Source organism: Caulobacter vibrioides (genome assembly GCF_002310375.3).
Classification (GTDB): domain Bacteria; phylum Pseudomonadota; class Alphaproteobacteria; order Caulobacterales; family Caulobacteraceae; genus Caulobacter; species Caulobacter vibrioides_D.
In genome coordinates this window covers 3,679,349-3,700,773 of the sequence record NZ_CP023315.3, presented here as the reverse complement: position 1 = coordinate 3,700,773, position 21,425 = coordinate 3,679,349, and the positions used below count along the sequence as shown (strand labels likewise).

16 protein-coding genes are annotated in these 21,425 nt (G+C 66.7%); 13 read left to right on the top strand and 3 right to left on the bottom strand.

The genetic code is table 11. From position 1 onward, the window contains the following. Window positions 1-51 precede the first annotated feature (51 nt). From CA606_RS17515 to CA606_RS17470, 10 genes are all read left to right on the top strand, one after another. A complete protein-coding gene (locus tag CA606_RS17515; protein WP_096053366.1) occupies window positions 52-2,313 on the top strand; it encodes a chemotaxis protein CheA in 2,262 nt (753 codons plus the stop codon). Window positions 2,314-2,316: 3 nt separating this feature from the next. Further along, window positions 2,317-2,784 (top strand): chemotaxis protein CheW, encoded by a 468-nt coding sequence (locus CA606_RS17510; RefSeq protein WP_096053367.1) that lies wholly within the window; start codon window positions 2,317-2,319, stop codon window positions 2,782-2,784. Next, the gene (locus CA606_RS17505) at window positions 2,784-3,665 is read left to right on the top strand and encodes a CheR family methyltransferase (protein WP_096053368.1); all 882 of its coding nucleotides are present in this window, start codon (window positions 2,784-2,786) and stop codon (window positions 3,663-3,665) included. Before CA606_RS17510 ends, CA606_RS17505 begins: the two co-directional genes overlap by 1 nt. Further along, entirely contained in the window at window positions 3,665-4,699 is a 1,035-nt protein-coding gene (locus tag CA606_RS17500; RefSeq protein WP_096053369.1) for a protein-glutamate methylesterase/protein-glutamine glutaminase, read from the top strand. Before CA606_RS17505 ends, CA606_RS17500 begins: the two co-directional genes overlap by 1 nt. Before the next feature lie 3 nt (window positions 4,700-4,702). Next, window positions 4,703-5,092 carry a response regulator gene (locus tag CA606_RS17495; protein ID WP_019847929.1) on the top strand — a complete coding sequence of 130 codons (390 nt, stop codon included), beginning with the start codon at window positions 4,703-4,705 and terminating at the stop codon, window positions 5,090-5,092. Beyond that, window positions 5,089-5,652 (top strand): chemotaxis protein CheD, encoded by a 564-nt coding sequence (locus tag CA606_RS17490; protein ID WP_096053370.1) that lies wholly within the window; start codon window positions 5,089-5,091, stop codon window positions 5,650-5,652. The genes CA606_RS17495 and CA606_RS17490 overlap by 4 nt, the downstream gene beginning before the upstream one ends. A gap of 3 nt (window positions 5,653-5,655) precedes the next feature. Next, the gene (locus CA606_RS17485) at window positions 5,656-6,039 is read left to right on the top strand and encodes a chemotaxis protein CheU (RefSeq protein WP_096053371.1); all 384 of its coding nucleotides are present in this window, start codon (window positions 5,656-5,658) and stop codon (window positions 6,037-6,039) included. A gap of 7 nt (window positions 6,040-6,046) precedes the next feature. Beyond that, on the top strand, window positions 6,047-6,649 hold the full coding sequence (locus tag CA606_RS17480) for a response regulator (protein WP_096053372.1): 603 nt from the start codon (window positions 6,047-6,049) through the stop codon (window positions 6,647-6,649). After that, window positions 6,646-7,116 (top strand): chemotaxis protein CheE, encoded by a 471-nt coding sequence (locus CA606_RS17475; protein WP_096053373.1) that lies wholly within the window; start codon window positions 6,646-6,648, stop codon window positions 7,114-7,116. The genes CA606_RS17480 and CA606_RS17475 overlap by 4 nt, the downstream gene beginning before the upstream one ends. A 271-nt stretch (window positions 7,117-7,387) precedes the next feature. Further along, complete coding sequence (locus tag CA606_RS17470) at window positions 7,388-10,402, top strand: TonB-dependent receptor (protein WP_096053374.1); 3,015 nt, start codon at window positions 7,388-7,390, stop codon at window positions 10,400-10,402. Window positions 10,403-10,503: 101 nt separating this feature from the next. Here CA606_RS17470 and nagA read toward each other — a convergent pair whose 3' ends face one another. From nagA to CA606_RS17455, 3 genes are read right to left on the bottom strand one after another with little or no spacing between them, the layout of a single operon-like run. After that, window positions 10,504-11,640 carry an N-acetylglucosamine-6-phosphate deacetylase gene (gene nagA / locus CA606_RS17465; RefSeq protein WP_096053375.1) on the bottom strand — a complete coding sequence of 379 codons (1,137 nt, stop codon included), beginning with the start codon at window positions 11,638-11,640 and terminating at the stop codon, window positions 10,504-10,506. Beyond that, window positions 11,640-12,731: an SIS domain-containing protein gene (locus CA606_RS17460; RefSeq protein ID WP_096053376.1), complete on the bottom strand. Its 1,092-nt coding sequence runs from the start codon at window positions 12,729-12,731 to the stop codon at window positions 11,640-11,642. Before CA606_RS17460 ends, nagA begins: the two co-directional genes overlap by 1 nt. A gap of 28 nt (window positions 12,732-12,759) precedes the next feature. After that, window positions 12,760-13,503 (bottom strand): GntR family transcriptional regulator, encoded by a 744-nt coding sequence (locus tag CA606_RS17455; protein ID WP_096053377.1) that lies wholly within the window; start codon window positions 13,501-13,503, stop codon window positions 12,760-12,762. 271 nt (window positions 13,504-13,774) lie between these two features. Here CA606_RS17455 and CA606_RS17445 point away from each other — a divergent pair, with 271 nt between their 5' ends. The 3 genes from CA606_RS17445 to ptsP all read left to right on the top strand — a co-directional run bounded on the left by CA606_RS17445 (window position 13,775) and on the right by ptsP (window position 21,423). Next, window positions 13,775-16,444: a TonB-dependent receptor gene (locus tag CA606_RS17445; RefSeq protein ID WP_096053378.1), complete on the top strand. Its 2,670-nt coding sequence runs from the start codon at window positions 13,775-13,777 to the stop codon at window positions 16,442-16,444. A gap of 157 nt (window positions 16,445-16,601) precedes the next feature. Continuing rightward, the gene (locus tag CA606_RS17440) at window positions 16,602-18,875 is read left to right on the top strand and encodes a beta-N-acetylhexosaminidase (RefSeq protein WP_096053379.1); all 2,274 of its coding nucleotides are present in this window, start codon (window positions 16,602-16,604) and stop codon (window positions 18,873-18,875) included. 13 nt (window positions 18,876-18,888) lie between these two features. Further along, complete coding sequence (ptsP, locus tag CA606_RS17435) at window positions 18,889-21,423, top strand: phosphoenolpyruvate--protein phosphotransferase (RefSeq protein WP_096053380.1); 2,535 nt, start codon at window positions 18,889-18,891, stop codon at window positions 21,421-21,423. Window positions 21,424-21,425: the final 2 nt, after the last annotated feature.

The window sequence follows — 21,425 nt, the reverse complement described above, 5'->3', positions numbered from 1 at the left end:
GCACCCTGCTTTTGAATACCCGTTACTAGACGCGAATTAGGACTTACGGGAATGGACGAGCTAGAGGCCATCAAGGTCACCTTCTTCCAGGAGTGCGAGGAACTGCTCGCCGACCTCGAAGGCGGTCTCCTAGCCATGGAAGAAGGGGCCGGCGACCTCGAGACGGTCAACGCCGTGTTCCGCGCCGTCCATTCCATCAAGGGCGGCGCCGGGGCCTTCGGTCTCGAGCCGCTGGTGCGCTTTGCTCACGTCTTTGAAACCTTGCTGGACGCCGTGCGCGCCGGCTCGGTGCCGAATACGGTCGAGCTGGCCGCCGTCCTCCTTCGCGCCTCGGACATCCTCGCCGATCACGTCAGCGCCGCGCGCGGTCTTGGCGATGTCGACATGGCCGCTTCGGCCGCGATGGCCGCCGAGCTGGAGCAATGGACCGACCCGAACGCGGCGCCGGCGGCCCCTGCGCCCGTCGCGGTCGAAGAAGCGCCGCCCGCCGTTATCGGGGCGGATGATGATGCGATGGAAGAGGACGATCTGGGTTTCGTCTTCGTGCCCCAGACCATCACCGTCGAGGCTCAGGCGGCCGACGCCGAGCTTGTTCCGTCCAACGTCTGGACGGTGTCGATCCGTCCCAAGTCGGACCTCTATCGCAAGGCGAACGAGACCGCGCTCCTGCTGCGCGAACTCAGCCGCCTTGGGCCGATCAAGGCGACGCTCGACGACAGCGCCCTTCCGACTCTGCAGGACCTTGATCCTGAAGCCGCCTTCGTCACTTGGAGCGTTCGCCTCGAGACCGAGCAGGACGAGACCGCCATTCGGGAGGTCTTTGAGTTCGTCGATGGCGACTGCGACCTGGAGATCACGCACGGCGAAGGTACGGTTGAATCGGCCATCGCCGCCCTGACCGAGCTCTCCGAGCCCGAAGCCGCCGTCGAGCCGATCGCGCCCGAGCCCGTTGAAGCGGCTCCGCCGCCGGTTGTCGCCGCAGCGCCGGTCCTGGACGCGCCGCCCGTCGTCGAAGCCGCCAAGCCCGCCGCCGCCGCGTCAGCGCCCGCCGCCGCCGCGACGCCCAAGGCCACCCCTGTGGAAGTCCCGGGGCCCGGCCAATCGGTCATCCGCGTCGATCCCGAGCGTATCGATCGCCTGATCGATCTCGTCGGCGAGCTGGTCATCAACCAGGCGATGCTGGCGCAGCGCGTCGGCGAGTACGGCATCGCGCCTTCCTCCAACCTGGCCATGGGTCTCGACGAGCTGGAACAGCTCACGCGTGAGATCCAGGACAGCGTCATGGCCATCCGCGCCCAGCCGGTGAAGTCGGTGTTCCAGCGCATGCCGCGTCTGGTCCGCGAAGTCGCCAACATGACGGGCAAGCAGGCCCGCCTGGTGATGGACGGCGAGAACACCGAGGTCGACAAGACGGTCATCGAGCGTCTGTCCGACCCGATCACGCACATGCTGCGCAACGCCATCGACCACGGGTTGGAAAACCCCGAGGAGCGCAAGGCGGCCGGCAAGAACCCTGAAGGCGTCGTGCGCCTGGCGGCCCTGCACCGCAGCGGCCGGATCGTCATCGAGGTCTCGGACGACGGCAAGGGCATCAACCGCGAGCGCGTGTTCGGGATCGCCGTCAAGAAGGGCCTGATCGCGCCCGACCTGCAGCTGACCGACGAAGAAATCGACAACCTGATCTTCCTGCCGGGCTTCTCGACCGCCGAAAAGATCTCGGACGTGTCGGGCCGCGGCGTGGGCATGGACGTGGTCAAGCGCTCGGTTCAGGCCCTGGGCGGCCGGATCTCGATCTCGTCGCGTCCGGGCCAAGGCTCGACCTTCACCCTCAGCCTGCCGCTGACCCTGGCCGTCCTGGACGGCATGGTGGTCGACGTCGCCGGCGAGACCCTGGTCGTGCCGCTGGCCGCGATCGTGGAAAGCCTGCGCCCGAAGCCGGAGGAAGTCCGTCCGCTGGGCCCGGTGGGGTCGGTGCTGGCCGTCCGCGACAGCTTCGTGCCGCTGATCGACGTTGGCCTGACGCTGGGCTACCGCGAGGAAAGCCCGCATCCGACCGACGGCGTTGTGCTGCTGGTCGAGGGCGAGGACGGCTCGCGCGCCGCTCTGGTGGCCGACGCCATCCATGGCCAGCGCCAGGTCGTCATCAAGTCGCTTGAACAGAACTACCAGCAGGTCGAGGGCGTGGCCGCCGCGACGATCCTGGGCGACGGCCGCGTGGCCCTCATCCTGGACGTCGACGCCACCATCAACCTGCGCCGTCGCGAGGGTGGCGCGCCGCGTCCCCCTGAGCCTAGCCTCATCGCTGCGGAGTAGGTCATGACAGATCAGGCCACCGCCACCAGCGCTGATCGACGCGAACTGATCTCCTTCCGCGTGGGCGAGCAGGAGTACTGCGTCGACATCATGGCTGTGCGCGAGATCCGGGGCTGGAGCCCCGCGACCACGCTGCCGCAGTCGCCTGGCTACATGCGCGGCGTCATCAATCTGCGCGGCGCGGTCTTGCCGATCATGGATCTGGCCTGCCGCCTTGGCATGCCGGTGATCGAGCCGACCGTCCGCAGTGTCTTTATCGTCGTGAAGGCGGGAGATCGCACCGTCGGCCTCCTGGTCGACGCGGTGTCCGACATCCTGTCGATCAACGACGACATGATCCAGCCGACGCCCGACGTCGCCTGTGACGCCGTCCGCAGCTTTGTCCGCGGGATTATCTCGGTCGAGGGACGCATGATCAGCGAGATCTCTCTGGACCGAATCCTGCCTGAACGGGAGGCTCTTGCCGCCTGATGTCCAACGTCGCCGCACACTCTTCTGATCGCCGCGAAGCCATCGTCGATGGCGAGTTCGCGTTCACGAACCAGGATTTCAAACGCATCGCCGCGTTGCTCTACGACCTGGCCGGCATCAGCCTGCCGGACAGTAAGGCGACGCTGGTCTACTCGCGTCTCGCCAAGCGCCTGCGCGCCCTGGGCTTGCGCTCGTTCGGCGAGTACTGCGCCTTCGTCGCCAGCGACAAGGGGCATGACGAGAGCCAGGAGATGCTTCGGGCGCTGACCACCAATGTCACGCGCTTCTTCCGCGAACCGCACCATTTCGACGACCTGCGCGCCAACGTGCTGGAGCCGGTCGCCGACCGGGTCCGCGCCGGGGGCCGCCTGCGCCTGTGGTCGGCCGCCAGTTCATCGGGCCAGGAACCGTACTCGATGGCGTTCACCGTGCTGTCGGTCTGGCCAAACGCGGCGGACCTCGACATCCGGATCCTGGGAACGGACATCGACACCAACGTTCTCGCCACCGGTCGGGCGGCCGTCTACGACGAAAGCCTGCTGGAGGGCATCCCAGCCGCCGCGCGTGGCCAGTACTTCGAGCGCGATCCCAGTGATCGGCGCAACTGGCGCGTCTGCGAAGAGGCCCGCAGCCTCGTCGCGTTCCGCGAACTAAATCTCAACGGTCCGTCCTGGCCAATGAAAGGCCCGTTCGACGCCATTTTCTGCCGGAATGTCGTGATCTACTTTGATGAACCTACTCAGGAACGTGTCTGGAACCGGTTTGCGCCGCTCGTCGCGCCTGATGGTCGACTTTATGTGGGCCACTCCGAACGCGTCGGTGCGTCCGTGACCGCGTTCGAAAGCTGCGGTCTGACCGCCTACCGGAAGGTGGGACGCTAATGGCCAAGATTCGCGTTCTCGTCGTCGACGACTCCGCCACGATGCGGAGCCTGATCTCGGCGGCTCTCAATCGTGACCCGGATATCGAGGTGGTCGGCGGCGCTGGCGATCCGTTCGAGGCGCGGGGCATGATCAAGGCCCTGAACCCCGACGTCGTCACCCTCGACATCGAGATGCCGAACATGAACGGCATCGATTTCCTCGAGAAGATCATGCGCCTGCGGCCGATGCCGGTGGTCATGGTCTCGACCCTGACCCAGGCCGGCGCCGAGATGACGCTGCGCGCCCTGGAACTGGGCGCGGTCGACTGCGTGGGCAAGCCCGCAGACGCCACCGGCACCCAGGAGGCCCTGGCCGAGATCGTCGCGAAGGTGAAGATCGCGGCGCGCGCCTCGGTTCGCACCAACGCCGGCGCCGCGCCGACCAGCGCGCCCACGCGCCGCAAGGACTTCATGCCTTCGGGCGACATCGTGGCGATCGGCTCGTCGACGGGCGGGGTGGAGGCCCTGCTGTCGATCCTGCAGCTTTTCCCCGACACCTGTCCGCCGACCGTGATCACCCAGCACATGCCGGCCACGTTCACCGCCAGCTTCGCCGCCCGCCTCGACCGCTCCAGCGGCGCCAAGGTTCAGGAGGCCTCCGACGGAGCCCTGCTGGAGCCTGGCAAGGTCTATGTCGCCCCGGGCGGCGCGACGCACCTGGAGGTCGTACGTTCGGCCGGCCTGCGTTGCCGCCTCGTCGCGGGCGATCCGGTGAGCGGGCACCGTCCTTCGGTGGACGTGCTGTTCAATTCAGTGGCCAACGCCGTCGGCGACAAGGCGGTCGGCGTGATCCTGACCGGCATGGGCCGCGACGGCGCCCAAGGCCTTCTGACCATGCGCAAAGCCGGCGCCAAGACCCTGGGCCAGGACGAGGCGAGTTGCGTCGTCTACGGCATGCCCCGATCCGCTTTCGAAATTGGCGCAGTGGAGAAGCAGGTCAGCCTGTCCTCCATGGGCCAGTCCATCCTCGATTTGGCCTCAGCGAGGCGATAGACCATGCCCCAAGCAAGCTCCATCTCCGTTCTGGTGGTCGACGACCAGCTCACCATGCGGGCCTTGATCCGAAATGCTTTGCAGCAGATCGGCTTCAAGGACATCCGTGAGGCTCCCGATGGTGAGGAGGCGCTCAAGAACCTCCTGGCCAAGCCGGCGAACCTCGTCATCTCGGACTTCAACATGCCGAAGATGGACGGTTTGGCGCTGCTGCGCGCCGTCCGCTCGCATCCGCCGATCCGACAGACCGCCTTCGTGATGCTGACCGGGCGCGCCGACCGCGAACTGGTTCAGCGCGCCGTGCAGTTCGGCGTGAACAACTACTGCGTGAAGCCCTTCACGGTCCAAGGCCTGAAGGAAAAAATCGAGCAAGTGTTCGGGCAGCTGACATGACGGCATTCCATCACGACGACCCGGAACGCGCGATCAAGGTCCACGTCACACAGGGCGAAAGCCATGTGTCGATGGATCCCAACGTGGTGATGACCACGGTGCTGGGCTCCTGTATCGCCGCGTGTATCCGCGACCCGCAAAACGGCGTCGGCGGCATGAACCACTTCCTGTTGCCGGACTCTGGCGACGGACGTCGGGACGGCGACGCCGTCCGCTACGGCGCCTATGCGATGGAAGTCCTGATCAACGACCTGCTGAAGCGCGGCGCGCGTCGCGAGCGTCTTGAGGCCAAGATCTTCGGCGGCGCCAAGCTGTTCGACGGCCTGTCCGACGTGGGCGCCAGCAACGCCGCCTTCGCCGAGCGTTTCCTGCGCGACGAAGGCATTCCGATCGTGTCGTCCAGCACCGGCGGTGTCTCGGCGCGTCGTGTGGAGTTCTGGCCCGCCTCGGGACGCGTTCGTCAGCGTCTGGTCGCCGTCGACAACGCGCCGCAGGACGTCCGGCGCCCGACTCCCCCGCCGATGCCGGCGGTGGCGAGCGGCGACGTGGATCTGTTCTAGGGCATGGCGGCCATTCCGCTCCAGGCCAACGCGACCACCACACCGGAAGAGCTCCTTCCGGTGGGCGAGCTGTCGCGACGCCTGGCGGCGGAGTTGGCCTCGGCCGCCGCCATCTGCCAGGACTGCGAGCACATTGTGGGCGACCTGGCGCAGGGCGGCGCGGCCTTGCCGAACCTGACAAGGCTCCAGGCGCTCGACGAGCTGAGCCAGCGCCTGCATGGCCTCTCGGCCGTGCTTCAGCGCATTGGCCAGCATGCGTCCGGCGAGTGGAGCATGTCGATCGATCCGCTGCTGGAGGGGCTTGGCCTTTCCGACCTCGTTGTACGGCTACGCGCGAGCGAGGAAGCCGACTGGAAAGCCGAGGCCGGCGAGCTGGACTTCTTCTAGGGCGCCGATGACAGACGCCCTTCTCCCCTCGACCCGGATCAATCTCGAGCGGGCGACAGTGCTCGTGCTGGACGACAACGGACCCTCGCTGGACATCCTGTCCCAGGTGGTTTCCGGCTTCGGCGTCAAGCAACTGCATCGCGCCGAGACCGTCGCCGACGCCCAGAGTCTGATCAAGACAAAGACCTTCGATCTGATCATCAGCGACGTGCAGATGCCCGTGACCGATGGTATCGAGTTCATTGAATGGCTGAGGCGCGAGGGCGGGGAAACCAATCGCTTCATTCCCGTCATTCTCGTGACCGGACACACGCGAACCTCCCAGATCGTCAAGATTCGGGACGCGGGCGCCAACTACGTGGTGGCCAAGCCCATTACGCCCAAGGTGCTGCTGGAGCGGGTCTTCTGGGTGGCGCGCGAGGATCGCGCGTTTATCGAGTGTCCGACCTTCGTCGGCCCAGACCGACGCTTCAAACACATGGGACCGCCTCCGGGGACGGATGGCAGACGCAAGGACGACCTTCCGGCGGAGGTGGGCGAGGCGCAGACGCCCAACCTGTCCGACGATGAAATCAGCAATATGATGCGCCCAGCGAAGGTGCAGATATGACCGTCCGCAAATTCAAACCACCGAACCGCCTGGCCAAGATGATCAAGGAACGGGGGGGCTTGCTCGCTCAGGACGCCATCGCGGCGGCCGAGGCGGGCGTGGAGTCTCTTCGGGAGGCGTCCCTGGCCGCCCTGGACGAGACCCTGGCCGAGATCGAGGCGCGTTTCGGCAAAGGCGCCCAAAACCGGGAGTCCGAGTCGTTCGAGGGCCTGTACGTCCTGGCGTCGCGGATCATCGACGTCAGCGCCTTTGTCGCCGGAACCGGTCTGGATCGCGCCGCCATGTCGCTCTGCGGATTGGCCGACAACTGCGCGGAGGCTGGCGCCTGGCGATGGGATGCGGTCGACGTCCACCTGAACGCCTTGAAGCTTCTGCGCAGCGTGGGGGCGAGCTTGCCGACCGCCCAGCGCGACTCCATGCTCCAGGGGCTCTACAAGGTCAGCCACTTCCGTCCGGACGAGAGCTGAGCCACCCTCGCCGGGGCCGGCCGATTGTGTCGGAAACGCAACGGGCCAAGAAGTCTCTTGGGTTATGACCGCATTGTGGCCTTGTGGGGCGGCTCCGCCTTTGTTAGCAGTCTGATACCGGTGTCAAAAACCTAGATGGGTTTGTGACACCGGTGGCAAAAATACGAAGACTTCAAGGCCGGGGGCGGTTTCGCGGGAAGGACGTGGAGCCGATACGAAGGCCAAGGCGGCGGCTACGCCGCTGTCCAATGGTCGAACGGGAGGAGGTTCTATGTCCAAGAATACCACGGGGCGCGTGCGCGGCCTGAACTACGGCGTCTCGGGCGGCGCCCTGGCGCTGGCGATGGCGTTTGCCGGTGCGGCGAGCGCGCAGACCGCTCCAGCCCCTGCGGCCGATGATCAAGTCGAAGCCGTCGTCGTTACGGGTTTCCGCGCCTCGCTGGCCAACGCCCTGGACGTCAAGCGTCGTGAGAACGACCTCGTCGACGTCATCAAGGCGCAAGACATCGCCGACTTCCCCGATCTGAACCTCGCCGAGTCGCTGCAGCGCGTGCCGGGCGTGTCGATCGACCGCGACGGCGGCGAAGGCCGCACCATCACCGTTCGCGGCCTGGGTCCTGACTTCACCGTCGTGCGCCTGAACGGCCTGGAAGCCCTGGCCACCACCGGCGGCAAGGACGGTTCGGGCGGCGCCAACCGCGGCCGTCAGTTCGACTTCTCGATCTTCGCCTCGGAGCTGTTCAACAGCGTCACGGTGCGCAAGTCGACCTCGGCCATGAACGAAGAAGGCTCGCTGGGCGCGATCGTCGACCTGCAGGCCGGTCGCCCGTTCGACTTCAGCAAGTTCACGATGAGCGCCAGCGCCAAGGTGGGCTGGAACGACCTCTCGCGGAAGAGCGACCCGCGCTACACCTTCCTGGTCAGCAACCGCTGGGACACCGGCATTGGTGAAATCGGCGCTCTGCTGTCGGTCGCCTACGCCACCCGCGCTCAGCGCGAAGAAGGCTCCTCGACCGGCCGCTGGGAAAACCCCTCGGTCCGCTTCAACTCTTCGACGGCGTTCCCCTGCACGGGCGCGGCCTACAACCCCGTCAGCGGCCCGGCCCTGAGCTGCGCCCAGATCGGCACGGTCACGGGCGGCACCAACCCGACCGTCACCGCCGCCTCGGGCACCGCCAACAATCTCTGGCACCCGCGGATCCCGCGCTACGGCCGTCTGGACTATGATCAAGAGCGTCTGGGCGTGACCGGCTCGCTGCAATGGCGTCCGACCGACCGTTCGACCCTGACCCTCGACATGATGCTGGCCAAGTTCCAGAACAATCGTGACGAGACCTATCTGGAAATCATCTCGTTCAGCCGTAGCGGCGCGGGTCTGCCTCAGACCGACGTCGTGAACTTCACGGCCGACAGCAAGGGCTCGCTGATCAAGGGCACGTTCGACGACGTCGACGTCCGCACCGAGTATCGCCACGACACCCTGAAGACCGAGTTCAACCAGTTCGCCCTGACCTACGACACCAAGTTCGGTGAAGGCGGCAACCTGAAGGTCGGCTACGGCCAGTCGCGTTCGATCCAGGACAATCCGGAACAGACGACGTTCTCGTTCGAGCGTTACGACAGCGACAACTACAGCTACGACTACTCGGCCAACGACAAGCTGCCGAACTTCAACTACGGCTTCGATCCGACGAACCCGGCCAACTACGTCTATAGCCCGACGAACACGCTCGGCGACGCGTCGCTGCTGCGCCTGCGTCCGAGCAAGGCGGTCAACACCTACAAGACCTTCTTCGCCGACGTGGACTATCAGATCCTCGACGGGTTCAAGCTGCGCTACGGCGCCAAGTACAAGGAATACGGCTTCAGCTCGTGGGAGCAGCGCCTGAACTCGCGCGTGCTGGCTGGCAACTCCGCCACCACCTTCACGAACGAAGCCGCGTTCGGCCTGCCCGCCGGCGTGACCGTCGCCGACGTGTCCCGCGTGATCACCGGCTTTGGCCGTGGTCTCGACATCCCGGCCGGCGTGCCGACCTCGTGGCTGGCCCCGGATCTGGACAAGCTGCGTCAGAAGCTCGGCTATGACTGCAACTGCGTGAACGCCAACGGCGACTTCCGCCTCAGCGTCCTGAACCAGTTGGGCGCCATGCGCGAGATCACCGAGAAGGACACCGCCTTCTACATCCAGGGTGACTTCGACTACGACGTCTTCAACATCCCGGTGCGCGGTAACTTCGGCGTCCGCTATGTGAAAACCGAGCAGGAAGCGACCGGCAACTACAGCATCGGCAACACGACGCAGACCGTCACGACGCTGGGTGGCACGTTCAGCCAGCGCGTGCCGATCGGCGCTTCGCAAACCGTCAAGCGTCAGTACACCAACACCCTGCCGTCGCTGAACATCTCGGCCCAGCCGTTCGACAGCTTCTTCGTCCGCTTCGCGGCGGCCAAGGTGATGACGCGTCCGCAGCTGCCGAACCTGTCGCCTGGCTTCACGGCGATCAGCCAGCAAGCTCAGACCCTGACGCGCGGCAACCCCGACCTCAACCCGATGCTCGCCAACAATCTGGACCTGAGCTTCGAGTGGTATCCGGACAAGGAAACCCTGTTCTCGGTCGGCTTCTTCCAGAAGGACATCAAGTCCTACATCCAGACCTCGTCGGTCGCCGTGCCGTGGGCTGATACTCAGCTGCCCGATAGCCTGCTGTCGAACGGCAACACCGCCGACACGCTGTTCACGGTCACGACCCAGATCAACACCCCCGGCGGCAAGCTGAAGGGCTTCGAGGTCTCGCTGCAGCGTCCGTTCACCTTCCTGCCGGCGCCGTTCGACGGCTTCGGCGGCATCGTGAACTACACCCACGTCAAGAGCGACATCCAGTACGTGATCGCCAACCCGGTCTATGCCGGCACGCCGCGCGTCCTGGTCACCCCGGCCGTGCTCCTGACCCAGCCGCTGGTGAACCTGTCGCCCGACGCCTACAACGCGACGCTCTATTACGAAAAGAACGACTTCAAGGCCCGTATTTCGGCCTCGTATCGTGACCCGTACCTGATCCAGGTGGCGCCGTCGGCGACCAACAACAACGATGTTCGCATCAAGGAAAAGACGCTGAACATCGACAGCCAGATCAGCTACAACTTCAAGAACTTCACGGTCACGTTGGAAATGATCAACCTGACCGATGAAAAGGACAGCAAGGTCGACGACTCGACCCGCATGATCTCGGAAGAGTACGTGCACTATGGTCGTCAGTACTATCTGGGCGTGAAGTGGAAGTTCTAAGCTTCCACCACCCCTTCGCCTGAATGCGGAAAGGGCGCTGACCTCGCGGTCAGCGCCCTTTCTCGTTCGGCTTCGTCTTTTTGCCCGGCTTCGTCTTGTCGTCAGGCCTCGACGCCGTCGATCCAGGTGGCCGTCACCTCCAGGCGATCGTCCAGCAGGCAAAGGTCGGCCGCATAGCCCGGAGCGATCCGCCCGCGCTGCTGGCCAAGCCCCAGGAACGCCGCCGGCGCGTGAGACGCCATCATGACGGCGTCCTCCAATGTCAGCCCCAGCAGGGTGATCGCGTTTCGCACGGCGCCGACCATATCCAGGTCCGACCCGGCGAGGGTGCCGTGGTCATCGACGCAGACGCCGTCGACCACGCGGATGTGGCGGCCCTGAAGGTCGAACCGCTTGTCGGCCATCCCCACGGTCGGCATGGCGTCGGTGACCAACATGAAGCGGTCGAGCGGCCGCGTGCGCAGGGCGATCTTCAGCGTCACGGGATCGACGTGACGACCATCGACAATGATCCCACACCAGGCGCTTTGGCTCTCCAGCGCCGCGCCGACGGCGCCGGGCTCGCGGCTGGTCAGGGGCGACATCGCGTTGAACAGGTGGGTGAAGCCGCTCAGGCCATGATCCAGCGCCTGGCGCATGGTCTGGTGCAGCGCATTGGTGTGACCCGCCGCCACGATCACGCCGGCGTCCGTCAGGCGACGGATCATTTCCGGCGTCGTGCGCTCGGGCGCCAGGGTGACGAGCGTCTTGCCGACCTTCAGCGAGCTCAGCAGCGCAACCGCCGCTTCATCGATGACGCGGAACTTGTCGGCGTCGTGGATGCCCTTGCGTTTGGGGTTGAGGAACGGGCCCTCGATATGGACGCCCAGAACGCCGGGCACGCCCTGGGCGATCGCCTGTTCGGTGGCGCGCAGGGCCTGCTCGACGACATGCAGGTCGTCGCTGATCAGGGTGGGCAGAAAGCCTGTCGTCCCAAACGGGCGATGGGCCGCGCCGATCTTGGCGATCGCCTCGACGGTGGGCGAGTCGTTGAACAAGACCCCGCCTCCGCCATTGACCTGGGTGTCGATGAAGCCGGGGACCAGCAGGTCGCCCTGCAGGTCGCGACGCTGGGCCCCCGCCGGGATCTCGCCCGGCGCGACCAGCCCCGTGATCACGGCGTTGTCGATCAGCAGCGTCCGGCCTTCAACGACACCCTCTTTGGTCAGGATGCGGCCATTTTCGAGTGCAGCCAGCATCAGAGAGTTTCGGTGACCTTGTTGAGATGGGGCGGGCTGTCGGGATCGTAGCCGCGCGCGACGGAAAGCGCATTGGCCATTCGATAGAAGCTCTGGATCATCAGGATCGGTTCCAGCACCGGATGGCTGGAAAGCGTCGGCAGCGCGCCTGGCGCGGCGCCCTCGCCACCGGCGATCAGAACGTCGGCGCCGCGGGCCCACAGGCCGGCGGCCATCTCGTCGACACTGGCGCGGCTCTCGTCGTTCTGGGCGAAGACCAGAGCGGGGAACCCGTCCTTCACCAGGGCCATCGGACCATGCAGCACCTCAGCGGCGCTGAAGGCCTCAGCGTGCAGGCCGCAGGTCTCCTTGAACTTGAGGGCGGCTTCCAGGGCCACACCGAAGCCGACGCCGCGGCCCAGGACATAGAGGTTACGGGCCGGCGCCAGGCGCTCGACAGCCGACGACCAGTCGAGGTCCCAGGCCCGAGCCAGCATGGCGGGCAGGCCCTCCAGCGCCGTGGTCAGCTCGGCGTCCTCGGTCCAGGCGGCGATCAACTGGGTCAGGGCGACCAGGGCGGCGATGTAGGACTTGGTGGCCGCCACGCTGAGTTCGGGCCCTGCGTGCAGCGGGATCACCTCGTCCGCCAACGCAGCGAGCGGGGAGTCCACAACGTTCACCAGGGCCACGGCGTAGGCCCCCGCCGCCTTGGCCGCGCGGACGGCGGCCAGCAGGTCGGGGCTCTTGCCCGACTGCGAGATGGCCAGGTAGAGCGCCCCCTCGAGATTGGGCGACGCGTCGTACACGGAGCTCACCGAAAGGCCGGCCGACGAGGTCAGGACGCCGGCCTTGGTCTCGATCAGGTAGCGCGCGAAGGTGGCGGCGTGATCGCTGCTTCCCCGCGCGCAGGTGACGACGACGCGCGGCGGATTGGCGCGCAAGCGGGCGGCGAGGGCCGAGATCTTGTCGCTGTTGGCCGTCAGTTGGACGGCCGCGACCGTGGCGGCCTGGCCGGCCTCCTGGAACATGCGCGTGGAGTCCGGGGCGCGGGCCAGGGGCGACGCGTCCGCGGGCGCGGGGGTCTCAGGACGGGTCAAAACAGTCGCCTCCAAGCTCTACTCCTCGGGCTTAAGCTCGTACTCAGGACAGGGAATTCAGTTCCGCGACGAAGTCGTACGCGTCGCCCCGGTAATAGGACTGGGTGACCTCGACCGCCCGTCCGTCCTTCAGGAAGCCCCGCCGCTCGATCAGCAGGCCGGCGTCCTTGACGGGCACGCCCAACAGATCGGCCTGCTCGGCCTGGAACAGCACGGCGCGAAGCCGCTGCAGGGCGCGCACCGGGCGGTGACCGGTCGTCTCGAGGGCTTCATAGAGCGAGGTGCCGACCACTTCGGTGGAGGGCAGGGCGAAGGCCGCAATCGTCGTATATTCCACCGCCATCGGCGCGCCGTCGGCGTAGCGGATCCGCGCGAACCGATAGACCGGGGTGCCGGGCGACAAGCCAAGCGTCAGCGACTCCTCGGGGGTCACCTGGCCTTCGCTGCGGCTGATCCATTCGCTGCGCGGCACGCGGCCGCGGGAGATCATGTCCTCGGTGAAGGACGACAGCTTAGAGAAGCTCTTCTCCACCCGCGCGGCGACAAAGGTTCCAGCGCCCTGCCTGCGGGTCAGCAAGCCCTCGCTGACCAGGCCGTCCAGCGCCTTGCGAACCGTTATGCGCGAGATGCTGAACGCGTCCGCCATGTCCCGCTCCGCGGGCAGAGCGTCATCGGGAGCCAGGACCTTTTTCTGGATGGCCTCGCGCAGCGCGCGCTGCAGCTGCCTGTAGAGCGGCGCATGATCGTCGGCGGCGTTGAGGCGACCGATCCGTTCTGCAAACGTCATTGCCCAACCCTCCCTGGCTCGCGCCTTGCCGCACGATATTGCGGCGCCCCTTGGCCGCTTCGATAGCATAGGACCATTTTCATACCAATAAGAACGTGGTCTGCAATTGGTTTTTTTTTGGCCTTGTCATCCGCAAAAAATTCGTCACAGTCGCCTCCCGAGGCCTGAGAAGTACCACTTTCTGCGGATCCTCCCAGAAGATTGGTATCATATTGGGCTTGGGGTTCGGCTCCGGGCTCAATCGGCCCGGCATAATGGGGAGAAGCCGAGTATGAAGACTATCCGTAAATCCGTTCTGGCGGCGTCCGCCAGCGCGATGGTGGTTATGATCGCCGCGCCGGCGATGGCCCAGAGCAACGGCAACCAGGTGGAAGAGGTGCTCATCACCGGCATCCGCGCCTCGCTGCTGCAATCGATCGAGTCCAAGCGCAAGGCCGACGCCATTGTCGACGTCGTCACCGCAGAGGACGTGGGCAAGTTTCCCAGCACGAACGTCGCCGAAGCCCTGACGATCGTTCCGGGCGTCACCGTCGACCGCGCCTTCGGTCAAGGCGAGAAGGTCAGCATCCTGGGCACCGACCCGGCGCTGAACCGCACCCTGCTCAACGGCCAGACCGTCGCCTCGGCCGACTGGTTCATCCTGGATTCTCCGGGCCGCACCTTCAACTACGCACTGCTGGCGCCGCAGATCGTCGGCAAGGTCGACGTCTACAAGTCGCCGGAAGCGCGTATCGACGAAGGCAGCATCGGCGGCACGGTCATCGTCAACACCCGCAAGCCGCTGGACCTGAAGTCGGGCACGATCGCCGGTGCGGTGAGCTATCTGTATACGGATCGCTCCAAGAAGGGCGATCTGCAGGGCTCGTTGCTGGCCAGCTGGAAGAACGCCGACAGCACCTTCGGCGCCAGCTTCTCGGTGCAGCGCGCCGAAGATCAACTGCGTCGCGACGGCGTCGAGACCTACGGCACGATCTCGGCCAATCAGTGGGCCGGCGGCAATCCGGACAATCCGGTCGACTCGCGCACCAAGGGTTGCGTCGGTTCGTGCGCCAGCACCCTGACGGCGAACCTGGGCGCCCGCAGCCCGAACGCGTTCGGCGCGTCCTATTTCGAGCAGGGCCGCACGCGCACCACCTACACCACCGCGTTGCAGTACAAGCCGAACGACCAGCTCTCGCTGGAGTTCAACTGGCTGAAGATCGACGCCGACTACGACAACACCAACCAGTCGATGTACGCCTTCCAGGGCAACACCTGGAACAGCCTGGGCGCCCTGACCGGCCTGACCGTCAACAACGGCGTGGTCTCCAAGGCCTCGTTCAACAACGCGCTCAGCGTGCTGGACGTGCAGTACCGTGAGGCCGGCCTGAAGTCCGACACCTTCCACCTGAAGGGCGGCTACAAGGGCGATGGTTGGGACCTGAACGGCGAGGTCGGCAAGTCGACCGCCGACGGCGGCACCAAGCGTCAGGTGTTCCTCGAATTCCTGAACTGGGCCAACTACACCGTCGATATCAGCGGCGCGCCCAAGAGCCCGGGCAGCCTGACCTATACGACCAACGTGCTGGGCAACCCGGCCGCGTTCGTGACCGATCCGGGCTGGAGCGGCAACCTCGTCAGCAAGCCCACCTCGGACGAGGAAAAGTACGCCCAGTTCGATTTCGGCAAGGACTTCGACGGCGTGATCCAGCGCGTCCAGGTCGGCTACAAGCGTCGTGAACACCAGACCGGTCAGCAGTACGCGGGCATCGCCATCACCGGCGTCGCCGCTCCGGCCTCGTCGTTCAATCCCTCGACCGTGCCCAGCAACTATCTGAAGGGCTTCGACGGCGTCGGGACCCAGATGCAGGGCCGCTTCCGCATCGACGGGGAGTCGATGGTCTCCTACGTCCAGAGCGGCAAGTGGCTGGCGGCGGGCGCCACCATGCCCAAGCCGTCGATCTTCGCGGCCGCCGAGTTCACGGCCGGCAACTGGAACATCCAGGAAGACATCGACGCCCTGTACGCCCAGGCCAATTTCAAGGCCGACAACGTGCGCGGTAACTTCGGCGTCCGCTATGTGAAGACCTCGGTCGACAGCGCCGGCTACGTCTGCAATCCCGGCGCGGCTTGCAACAAGGCCGCCGACTGGAGCTGGAAGTCGACCAAGAAGAGCTACGACAACGTTCTGCCCAGCGTGAACATCATCGTCGACGCCCGTGAGGACCTCGTCCTGCGCTTCGCGGCGGCCCAGGTGATCGCGCGTCCGAACTATTCGGACATGACCAACTACTTCTGGCTTTCGGACGGTATCCTGACCGGCGGCGGCGGCAACCCGGCGCTGGAGCCCTACAAGTCGAGCAACTTCAACGCCTCGGCCGAATGGTACTTCCAGCCCCAGGCGATCCTGTCGGCGGAGGTGTTCTACAAGGACATCTCCAACTACATCCTTCAGCGCACCCAGCCGGAGTCGTACTTCAACCAGTCGCAAGGCAAGGTCACGACCTACCAGATCAGCCGTCCGTTCAATGCGGGCTCGGCTGAGGTGAAGGGTGTGGCGCTGGCCTATCAGCAGACCTTCGGCATGGGCTTTGGCCTCCTGGCCAACTACACCTACGCCGACGCCTCGGGCCAGTCGGGCGCGCCGCTGCCCTACAGCTCGAAGAACCAGGTCAATGTCAGCCCCTTCTACGAGAACGGTCCGTTCTCGGCCCGGGCCACCTTCACCTGGCGCTCGAAGTACTTCACCGGCGTCGATCGCGGCGACGACATGTTCGTCAAGGCTTCGAAGACCCTCGACGCCACCGTGGGCTACGCCGTGACCAAGAACATCACGATGTCGGTCTCGGGCCAGAACCTGCTGGACAGCGAGTACTACGCCTACGCCAACACCACGGCCCTGCCGCGCGGCGTCTACCGCACGGGCCGCAAGCTGCAAGCCACGCTGAACGTCGCGTTCTAGGACGTTCAGCGATCGGAGGCTTCGGCGCGATCCGAAGCCTCCGATGTTTGCGCATTGATCCAACCCCTCCTGACTGCAAGCATGGAGCTGGGGCGGGACGGCCCTGCCGTCCCGCCCGCTTTTTGCCGGCCGCCCACGACCTTTCCTGCGAGGCTGCGTGACCCTGACCCCGCTCCGTTTCGCCGCTGTTTCGGCTCTGGCGCTGTCCGCCGCCTTCGCGACCGGCGCCGTCGCCGACAGTCTTGCGATCACGCCGGCGCCGGCCAAGGTCGTTCGCGCTGAGGGCGTCTTCACCCTATCGGCCGCCACCCGCATCCACGTCGCCAAGGGCGATATCGAGGCCAAGGGCGTGGCCGTCCAACTGGCCGATCTCATCCAGCGCTCGCGGGGCTTTCGTCCTGTCGTGATCGAGGGCGCGCCGTCCGCCGGCGCCATCGTCCTGACCCGAGAGGGGCCGGCCGGCGAAGCCTACAAGCTCGATATCAACGCCAAGGGCGTGACCATCGCCGCCGCCAAGCGCGCCGGCCTCTTCTACGGGGCGATGTCCCTCTGGCAGCTGGCGACCCCGGACGAGGCCAAGGGTCCCGTCGCCCTTCCCGCCGCAGCCATCGAGGATGCGCCGCGCTTCGCCTGGCGCGGCCTGATGGTCGACAGCGCCCGCCACTACCAGTCGCTCGACACCCTCAAGGCGGTCATCGATGCGATGGCCGCGCACAAGCTCAACACCTTCCACTGGCATCTGGTCGACGATCAGGGCTGGCGGCTGGAGATCAACAAGTATCCGAAGCTGACGCAGGTCGCCGCCTGGCGCCGCAACCCCGGCGCGGCCGTGAACTATCCCAAGTACGGCGGCTTCTACACCCAGGACCAGGCCCGCGAGCTGGTCGCCTACGCCGCCGCGCGCAATATCACCGTCGTCCCCGAGATCGAGACCCCCGGTCACGCCCTGGCGCCGATCGTCGCCTATCCCCAGCTGGGAACCGCGCCGCCGGACGCCAGCAAGATGGGGGATTGGGGGATCTTCCCGTGGCTCTACAACACCGATGACGCCACCTTCGCCTTCCTCGACGATGTGCTGAACGAGGTGATGGACATCTTCCCGTCGACCTTCATCCACGTCGGCGGCGACGAGGCGATCAAGGACCAGTGGAAGGCCAGCCCGAAGGTCCAGGCCAAGATCAAGGAACTGGGGCTCAAGGACGAACATGAGCTGCAAAGCTGGTTCATCCAGCGGGTCGGCAAGACCCTGGAAAAGCGCGGCCGCCGCCTGATCGGCTGGGACGAGATCCTCGAGGGCGGCCTTGCGCCCAACGCCACGGTCATGTCCTGGCGCGGCGTCGACGGCGCGATCGCTGCGGCCAAGCAGGGTCACGACACGGTGCTGTCGCCGCATCCGGTGCTTTATCTCGACCACCGCCAGAGCGCCTCAGCCGAGGAGCCGACGGGACGGGGTCACATCTCCAGCCTGAAGGATGTCTACGCCTTCGACCCTACGCCGGCCCAACTGACGGCGGACGAGCGCAAGCACATCCTTGGCGTCCAGGCCAATGTCTGGACCGAGCACATGCAGACCGACCAGCGCATGCAGCTGATGGCCTTCCCGCGCGCCGTGGCGCTGGCCGAGCGGGCGTGGTCGTCCGAAGCCAAAGCCAATTGGGACGCCTTCGCCAAGCGCCTTCCCGCCGAGATGGCGCGCTTGAAGGTCCTCGGCGTAGCGGCCAATCCGGTTCCGTTCGAGCCTCAGCCGGCGCTCTCGGCGGGCGAGGGCGGCAAGACGCGCGTGGCGTTGTCCACGGGCCTGGGCGTCGGTCAGATCCGCTACACCACCGATGGCAAGGCGCCGACGGCGATGTCTCCGACCTATGCCGGTCCGGTCGACCTGCCCACCGGCGCGGTGCTGAAAGCGCGGACCTTTGTCGAGGGCCAAGCGCTGGGTCGTGAGCGGTCCTGGACGATGTCGGCGGACCTTCTCCAGACGCGCACGAGCGGTCAGCTCAAGCTCTGCACCCAGCAGGTGCCGCTGACCATGATCGACGATGCGCCCGCCGCGCTCGATCAGCGTCCGATGATGATGGTCGACATCTTCAATCCCTGCTGGATCTGGGAAGGCGCGCGCCTCGACAAGGGCGCGATGCTCAGCGCCCGCGTCACCCAGATTCCGTTCAACTTCCAGGTCGGCAAGGACCGCGACAAGATCCCGCTGCATCCGCCGGCCACGCCGGGCGGCGAGCTGGAGGTGCGCCTGGGCTGCTCTGGCGAACGGATCGCCGCGATTCCGCTGGGCGACGCGGCGCGCAATCCTGGCCTCTCGACCATCGCAGGCCGCCTGCCGGCGCGTGCGGAAAAGGCCGATCTCTGCCTGACCTTCACCTCCAAAAGCCTCGATCCCTTCTGGGTGGTCGAGCGCGTGACCCTCAAGCCCGCGAACTAGTGTCCAGGAAGCGTTGATCGTGTCCAATCTCGTCCTCACCGCCCCCTTGAAGGGCTGGATCGCGCCGCTTGAGGAGACGCCGGACGCCGTCTTCGCCGAGCGGATGCTGGGCGATGGCCTGGCGATCGATCCGCTGGACTCGACGCTGCACGCGCCGTGCGACGGGGCGGTGGTGAGCGTGCACCGGGCGCGTCACGCGGTGACGCTGCGGGCGACGAACGGCGCAGAGATCCTGATGCATGTCGGCCTGGAGACCGTCGCCCTGAACGGCGAGGGCTTTGAGGTCCTTGTCGAGGAAGGCCAGACGGTGAAGGCGGGCGATCGGCTGATCCGCTTCGACCTCGACCTCTTGGCTCAGCGCGCCCGCAGCTTGATCACGCCGGTGGTGATCACCAATCTCGAAGCGTTCCGGATCGTGCGTCGCGACCAGGACCGCGAGATCGGCGTGGGCGAGTTCCTGATGGAGCTGGCGCCGATCGCCCGCGCAACGGCCGTTTTGGCGGGCGCAGGCGACGAGGTCGCGCGCGAGATCGTCGTGCCTCTGATCCATGGGATTCATGCCCGTCCCGCCGCTCGCATCGCCGATGCGGTGAAAGCCTTCTCCGCCGAAGCGGCGCTGGTGATCGGCGCACGCCGGGCCAACGCCAGGAGCCCGGTGGGGCTGATGTCTCTGGCCATCCGCCATGGCGACACGATCGGGATCGTAGCCTCCGGCTCGGACGCCCAGGCGGCGGTGGCGGCCTTGGCCGCGCTGATCGAAGGCGGCATGGGCGAGGGCGCGCCGGTGATCGCCAAGGCTCTGGCCTCTTCAGCGCCCACCGCCGTCGCGCCGGCCGCTCCCGCCCAACTGCCGCGCGATGGCGTGTTGAAGGGCGTTCTGGCTGCGCCCGGCCTGGCCATCGGCAAGGCCGTACGCTTGTCCACCGCCGAGATTGCGGTGCGCGAGGCGGGCGAGGGCGTCGCCCACGAGGAAGCGGCGCTGGCCCGGGCGCTGGAGATGGTCCGTGCCCGGATCGGTAAGGCCGCCGAGACCGGCGACAAGGCCCGCAAGGCGATCCTGGCGGCGCACCAGGCCTTCCTCGACGATCCCGAACTCTACGCCGGCGCCCATCGCCTGATCGCTGAGGGCAAGAGCGCGGGCTATGCCTGGCGCCAGTCCGTGGGCGGCTATGTCGAGGCGCTCCGGGCATTGGGCGATCGCCGCATGGCCGAGCGCGTCGATGACCTGATCGATCTGGAACGCCAGGTCCTGCGCGCCCTCAGCGGCGAGGAGGAGGCCGAAGCGGTGCTGGCGCCGGGCTCGATCCTGCTGGCCGACGAACTGCTGCCGTCCCAATTGATGAGCGCGGATCCCGCCGCCGTCGCCGGCTTCGCCACCGTCCGTGGCGGACCAACCTCGCACGTGGCGATCCTGGCCGCCGCCATGGGCGTTCCGGCCCTGGTGGCTGTCGGGGACGCGCTGTCGAGGTTGAAGGACGGGACGACGCTGATCCTCGACGCCGACTCCGGAACGCTGCGCGTGGCGCCCGACGCCAAGGCCCTGGAAGCCGCGCAGACGGCGCTTGCCCAACGCCAGCAACGCAAGGCCGCCGCCAAGGCCGCCGCCCATGAGCCGGCGGTGACGCGCGACGGGGTTCGCATCGAGGTCTTCGCCAATACCGGCTCGGTCGCCGACGCCCAGGCCGCCGTGGCCAACGGCGCCGAGGGTTCGGGCCTGCTGCGCACCGAGTTCCTGTTCCTCGACCGCGAGACCCCGCCCGACGAAGACGAGCAGGCCCGCCAGTACCAGGCCATCGCCGAGGCGCTGGACGGCCGCCCCCTGATCATCCGCACGCTGGATGTCGGCGGCGACAAGGCTGCGCCCTATCTGCCGATCCCGGCTGAAGAGAACCCGGCCCTGGGCCTGCGCGGCGTTCGCGTCAGCCTGTGGCGACCGCATCTGCTGAAGGCCCAACTGCGCGCGATCCTGCGGGTCGAGCCGCGGGGCCAGTGCAAGATCATGGTCCCGATGGTGGCCAGCCTCGACGAGCTTCGCGCCGTGCGCGCGGTGCTGGAGGAGGCCAAGCGCGAGCTTGGGATCACCGAACCGGTGGAGTTGGGGGTGATGATCGAGACCCCGGCGGCGGCGGTGACCGCCGACCTGCTGGCGGCCGAGGCCGACTTCCTGTCGATCGGCACCAACGACCTGACCCAGTACGTGCTGGCCATGGACCGGGGCAATCCGGAACTGGCCGCCGGCATCGACGCCCTGCACCCGGCGGTGCTGCGGATGATCGACCAGACCTGCCGGGGCGCAGCCAGGCATCATCGCTGGGTGGGGGTGTGCGGCGGCCTGGCCTCGGACCTGGACGCCACGCCGATCCTGCTGGGCCTGGGGGTCACCGAACTGTCGACCACGGCCTCGATCGCGCCGGAGGTGAAGGCCCGCGTACGGACGATTTCGTTGGAGGCCTGCCGGGCCCTGGCGGCCCGGGCGCTGGATCAAACCTCGCCGGACGCGGTCCGCGCGCTCGTCCAAACGCATATGAACGCGCCCCACGGAGCCTGAGC

Bases quoted from the DNA above. Each gene is read 5' to 3' on its own strand.
- CA606_RS17515 (WP_096053366.1), top strand. From the start codon at position 52: ATGGACGAGCTAGAGGCCATCAAGGTCACCTTCTTCCAGGAGTGCGAG.
- CA606_RS17510 (WP_096053367.1), top strand. From the start codon at position 2,317: ATGACAGATCAGGCCACCGCCACCAGCGCTGATCGACGCGAACTGATC.
- CA606_RS17505 (WP_096053368.1), top strand. From the start codon at position 2,784: ATGTCCAACGTCGCCGCACACTCTTCTGATCGCCGCGAAGCCATCGTC.
- CA606_RS17500 (WP_096053369.1), top strand. From the start codon at position 3,665: ATGGCCAAGATTCGCGTTCTCGTCGTCGACGACTCCGCCACGATGCGG.
- CA606_RS17495 (WP_019847929.1), top strand. From the start codon at position 4,703: ATGCCCCAAGCAAGCTCCATCTCCGTTCTGGTGGTCGACGACCAGCTC.
- CA606_RS17490 (WP_096053370.1), top strand. From the start codon at position 5,089: ATGACGGCATTCCATCACGACGACCCGGAACGCGCGATCAAGGTCCAC.
- CA606_RS17485 (WP_096053371.1), top strand. From the start codon at position 5,656: ATGGCGGCCATTCCGCTCCAGGCCAACGCGACCACCACACCGGAAGAG.
- CA606_RS17480 (WP_096053372.1), top strand. From the start codon at position 6,047: ATGACAGACGCCCTTCTCCCCTCGACCCGGATCAATCTCGAGCGGGCG.
- CA606_RS17475 (WP_096053373.1), top strand. From the start codon at position 6,646: ATGACCGTCCGCAAATTCAAACCACCGAACCGCCTGGCCAAGATGATC.
- CA606_RS17470 (WP_096053374.1), top strand. From the start codon at position 7,388: ATGTCCAAGAATACCACGGGGCGCGTGCGCGGCCTGAACTACGGCGTC.
- nagA (WP_096053375.1), bottom strand. From the start codon at position 11,640: ATGCTGGCTGCACTCGAAAATGGCCGCATCCTGACCAAAGAGGGTGTC.
- CA606_RS17455 (WP_096053377.1), bottom strand. From the start codon at position 13,503: ATGACGTTTGCAGAACGGATCGGTCGCCTCAACGCCGCCGACGATCAT.
- CA606_RS17445 (WP_096053378.1), top strand. From the start codon at position 13,775: ATGAAGACTATCCGTAAATCCGTTCTGGCGGCGTCCGCCAGCGCGATG.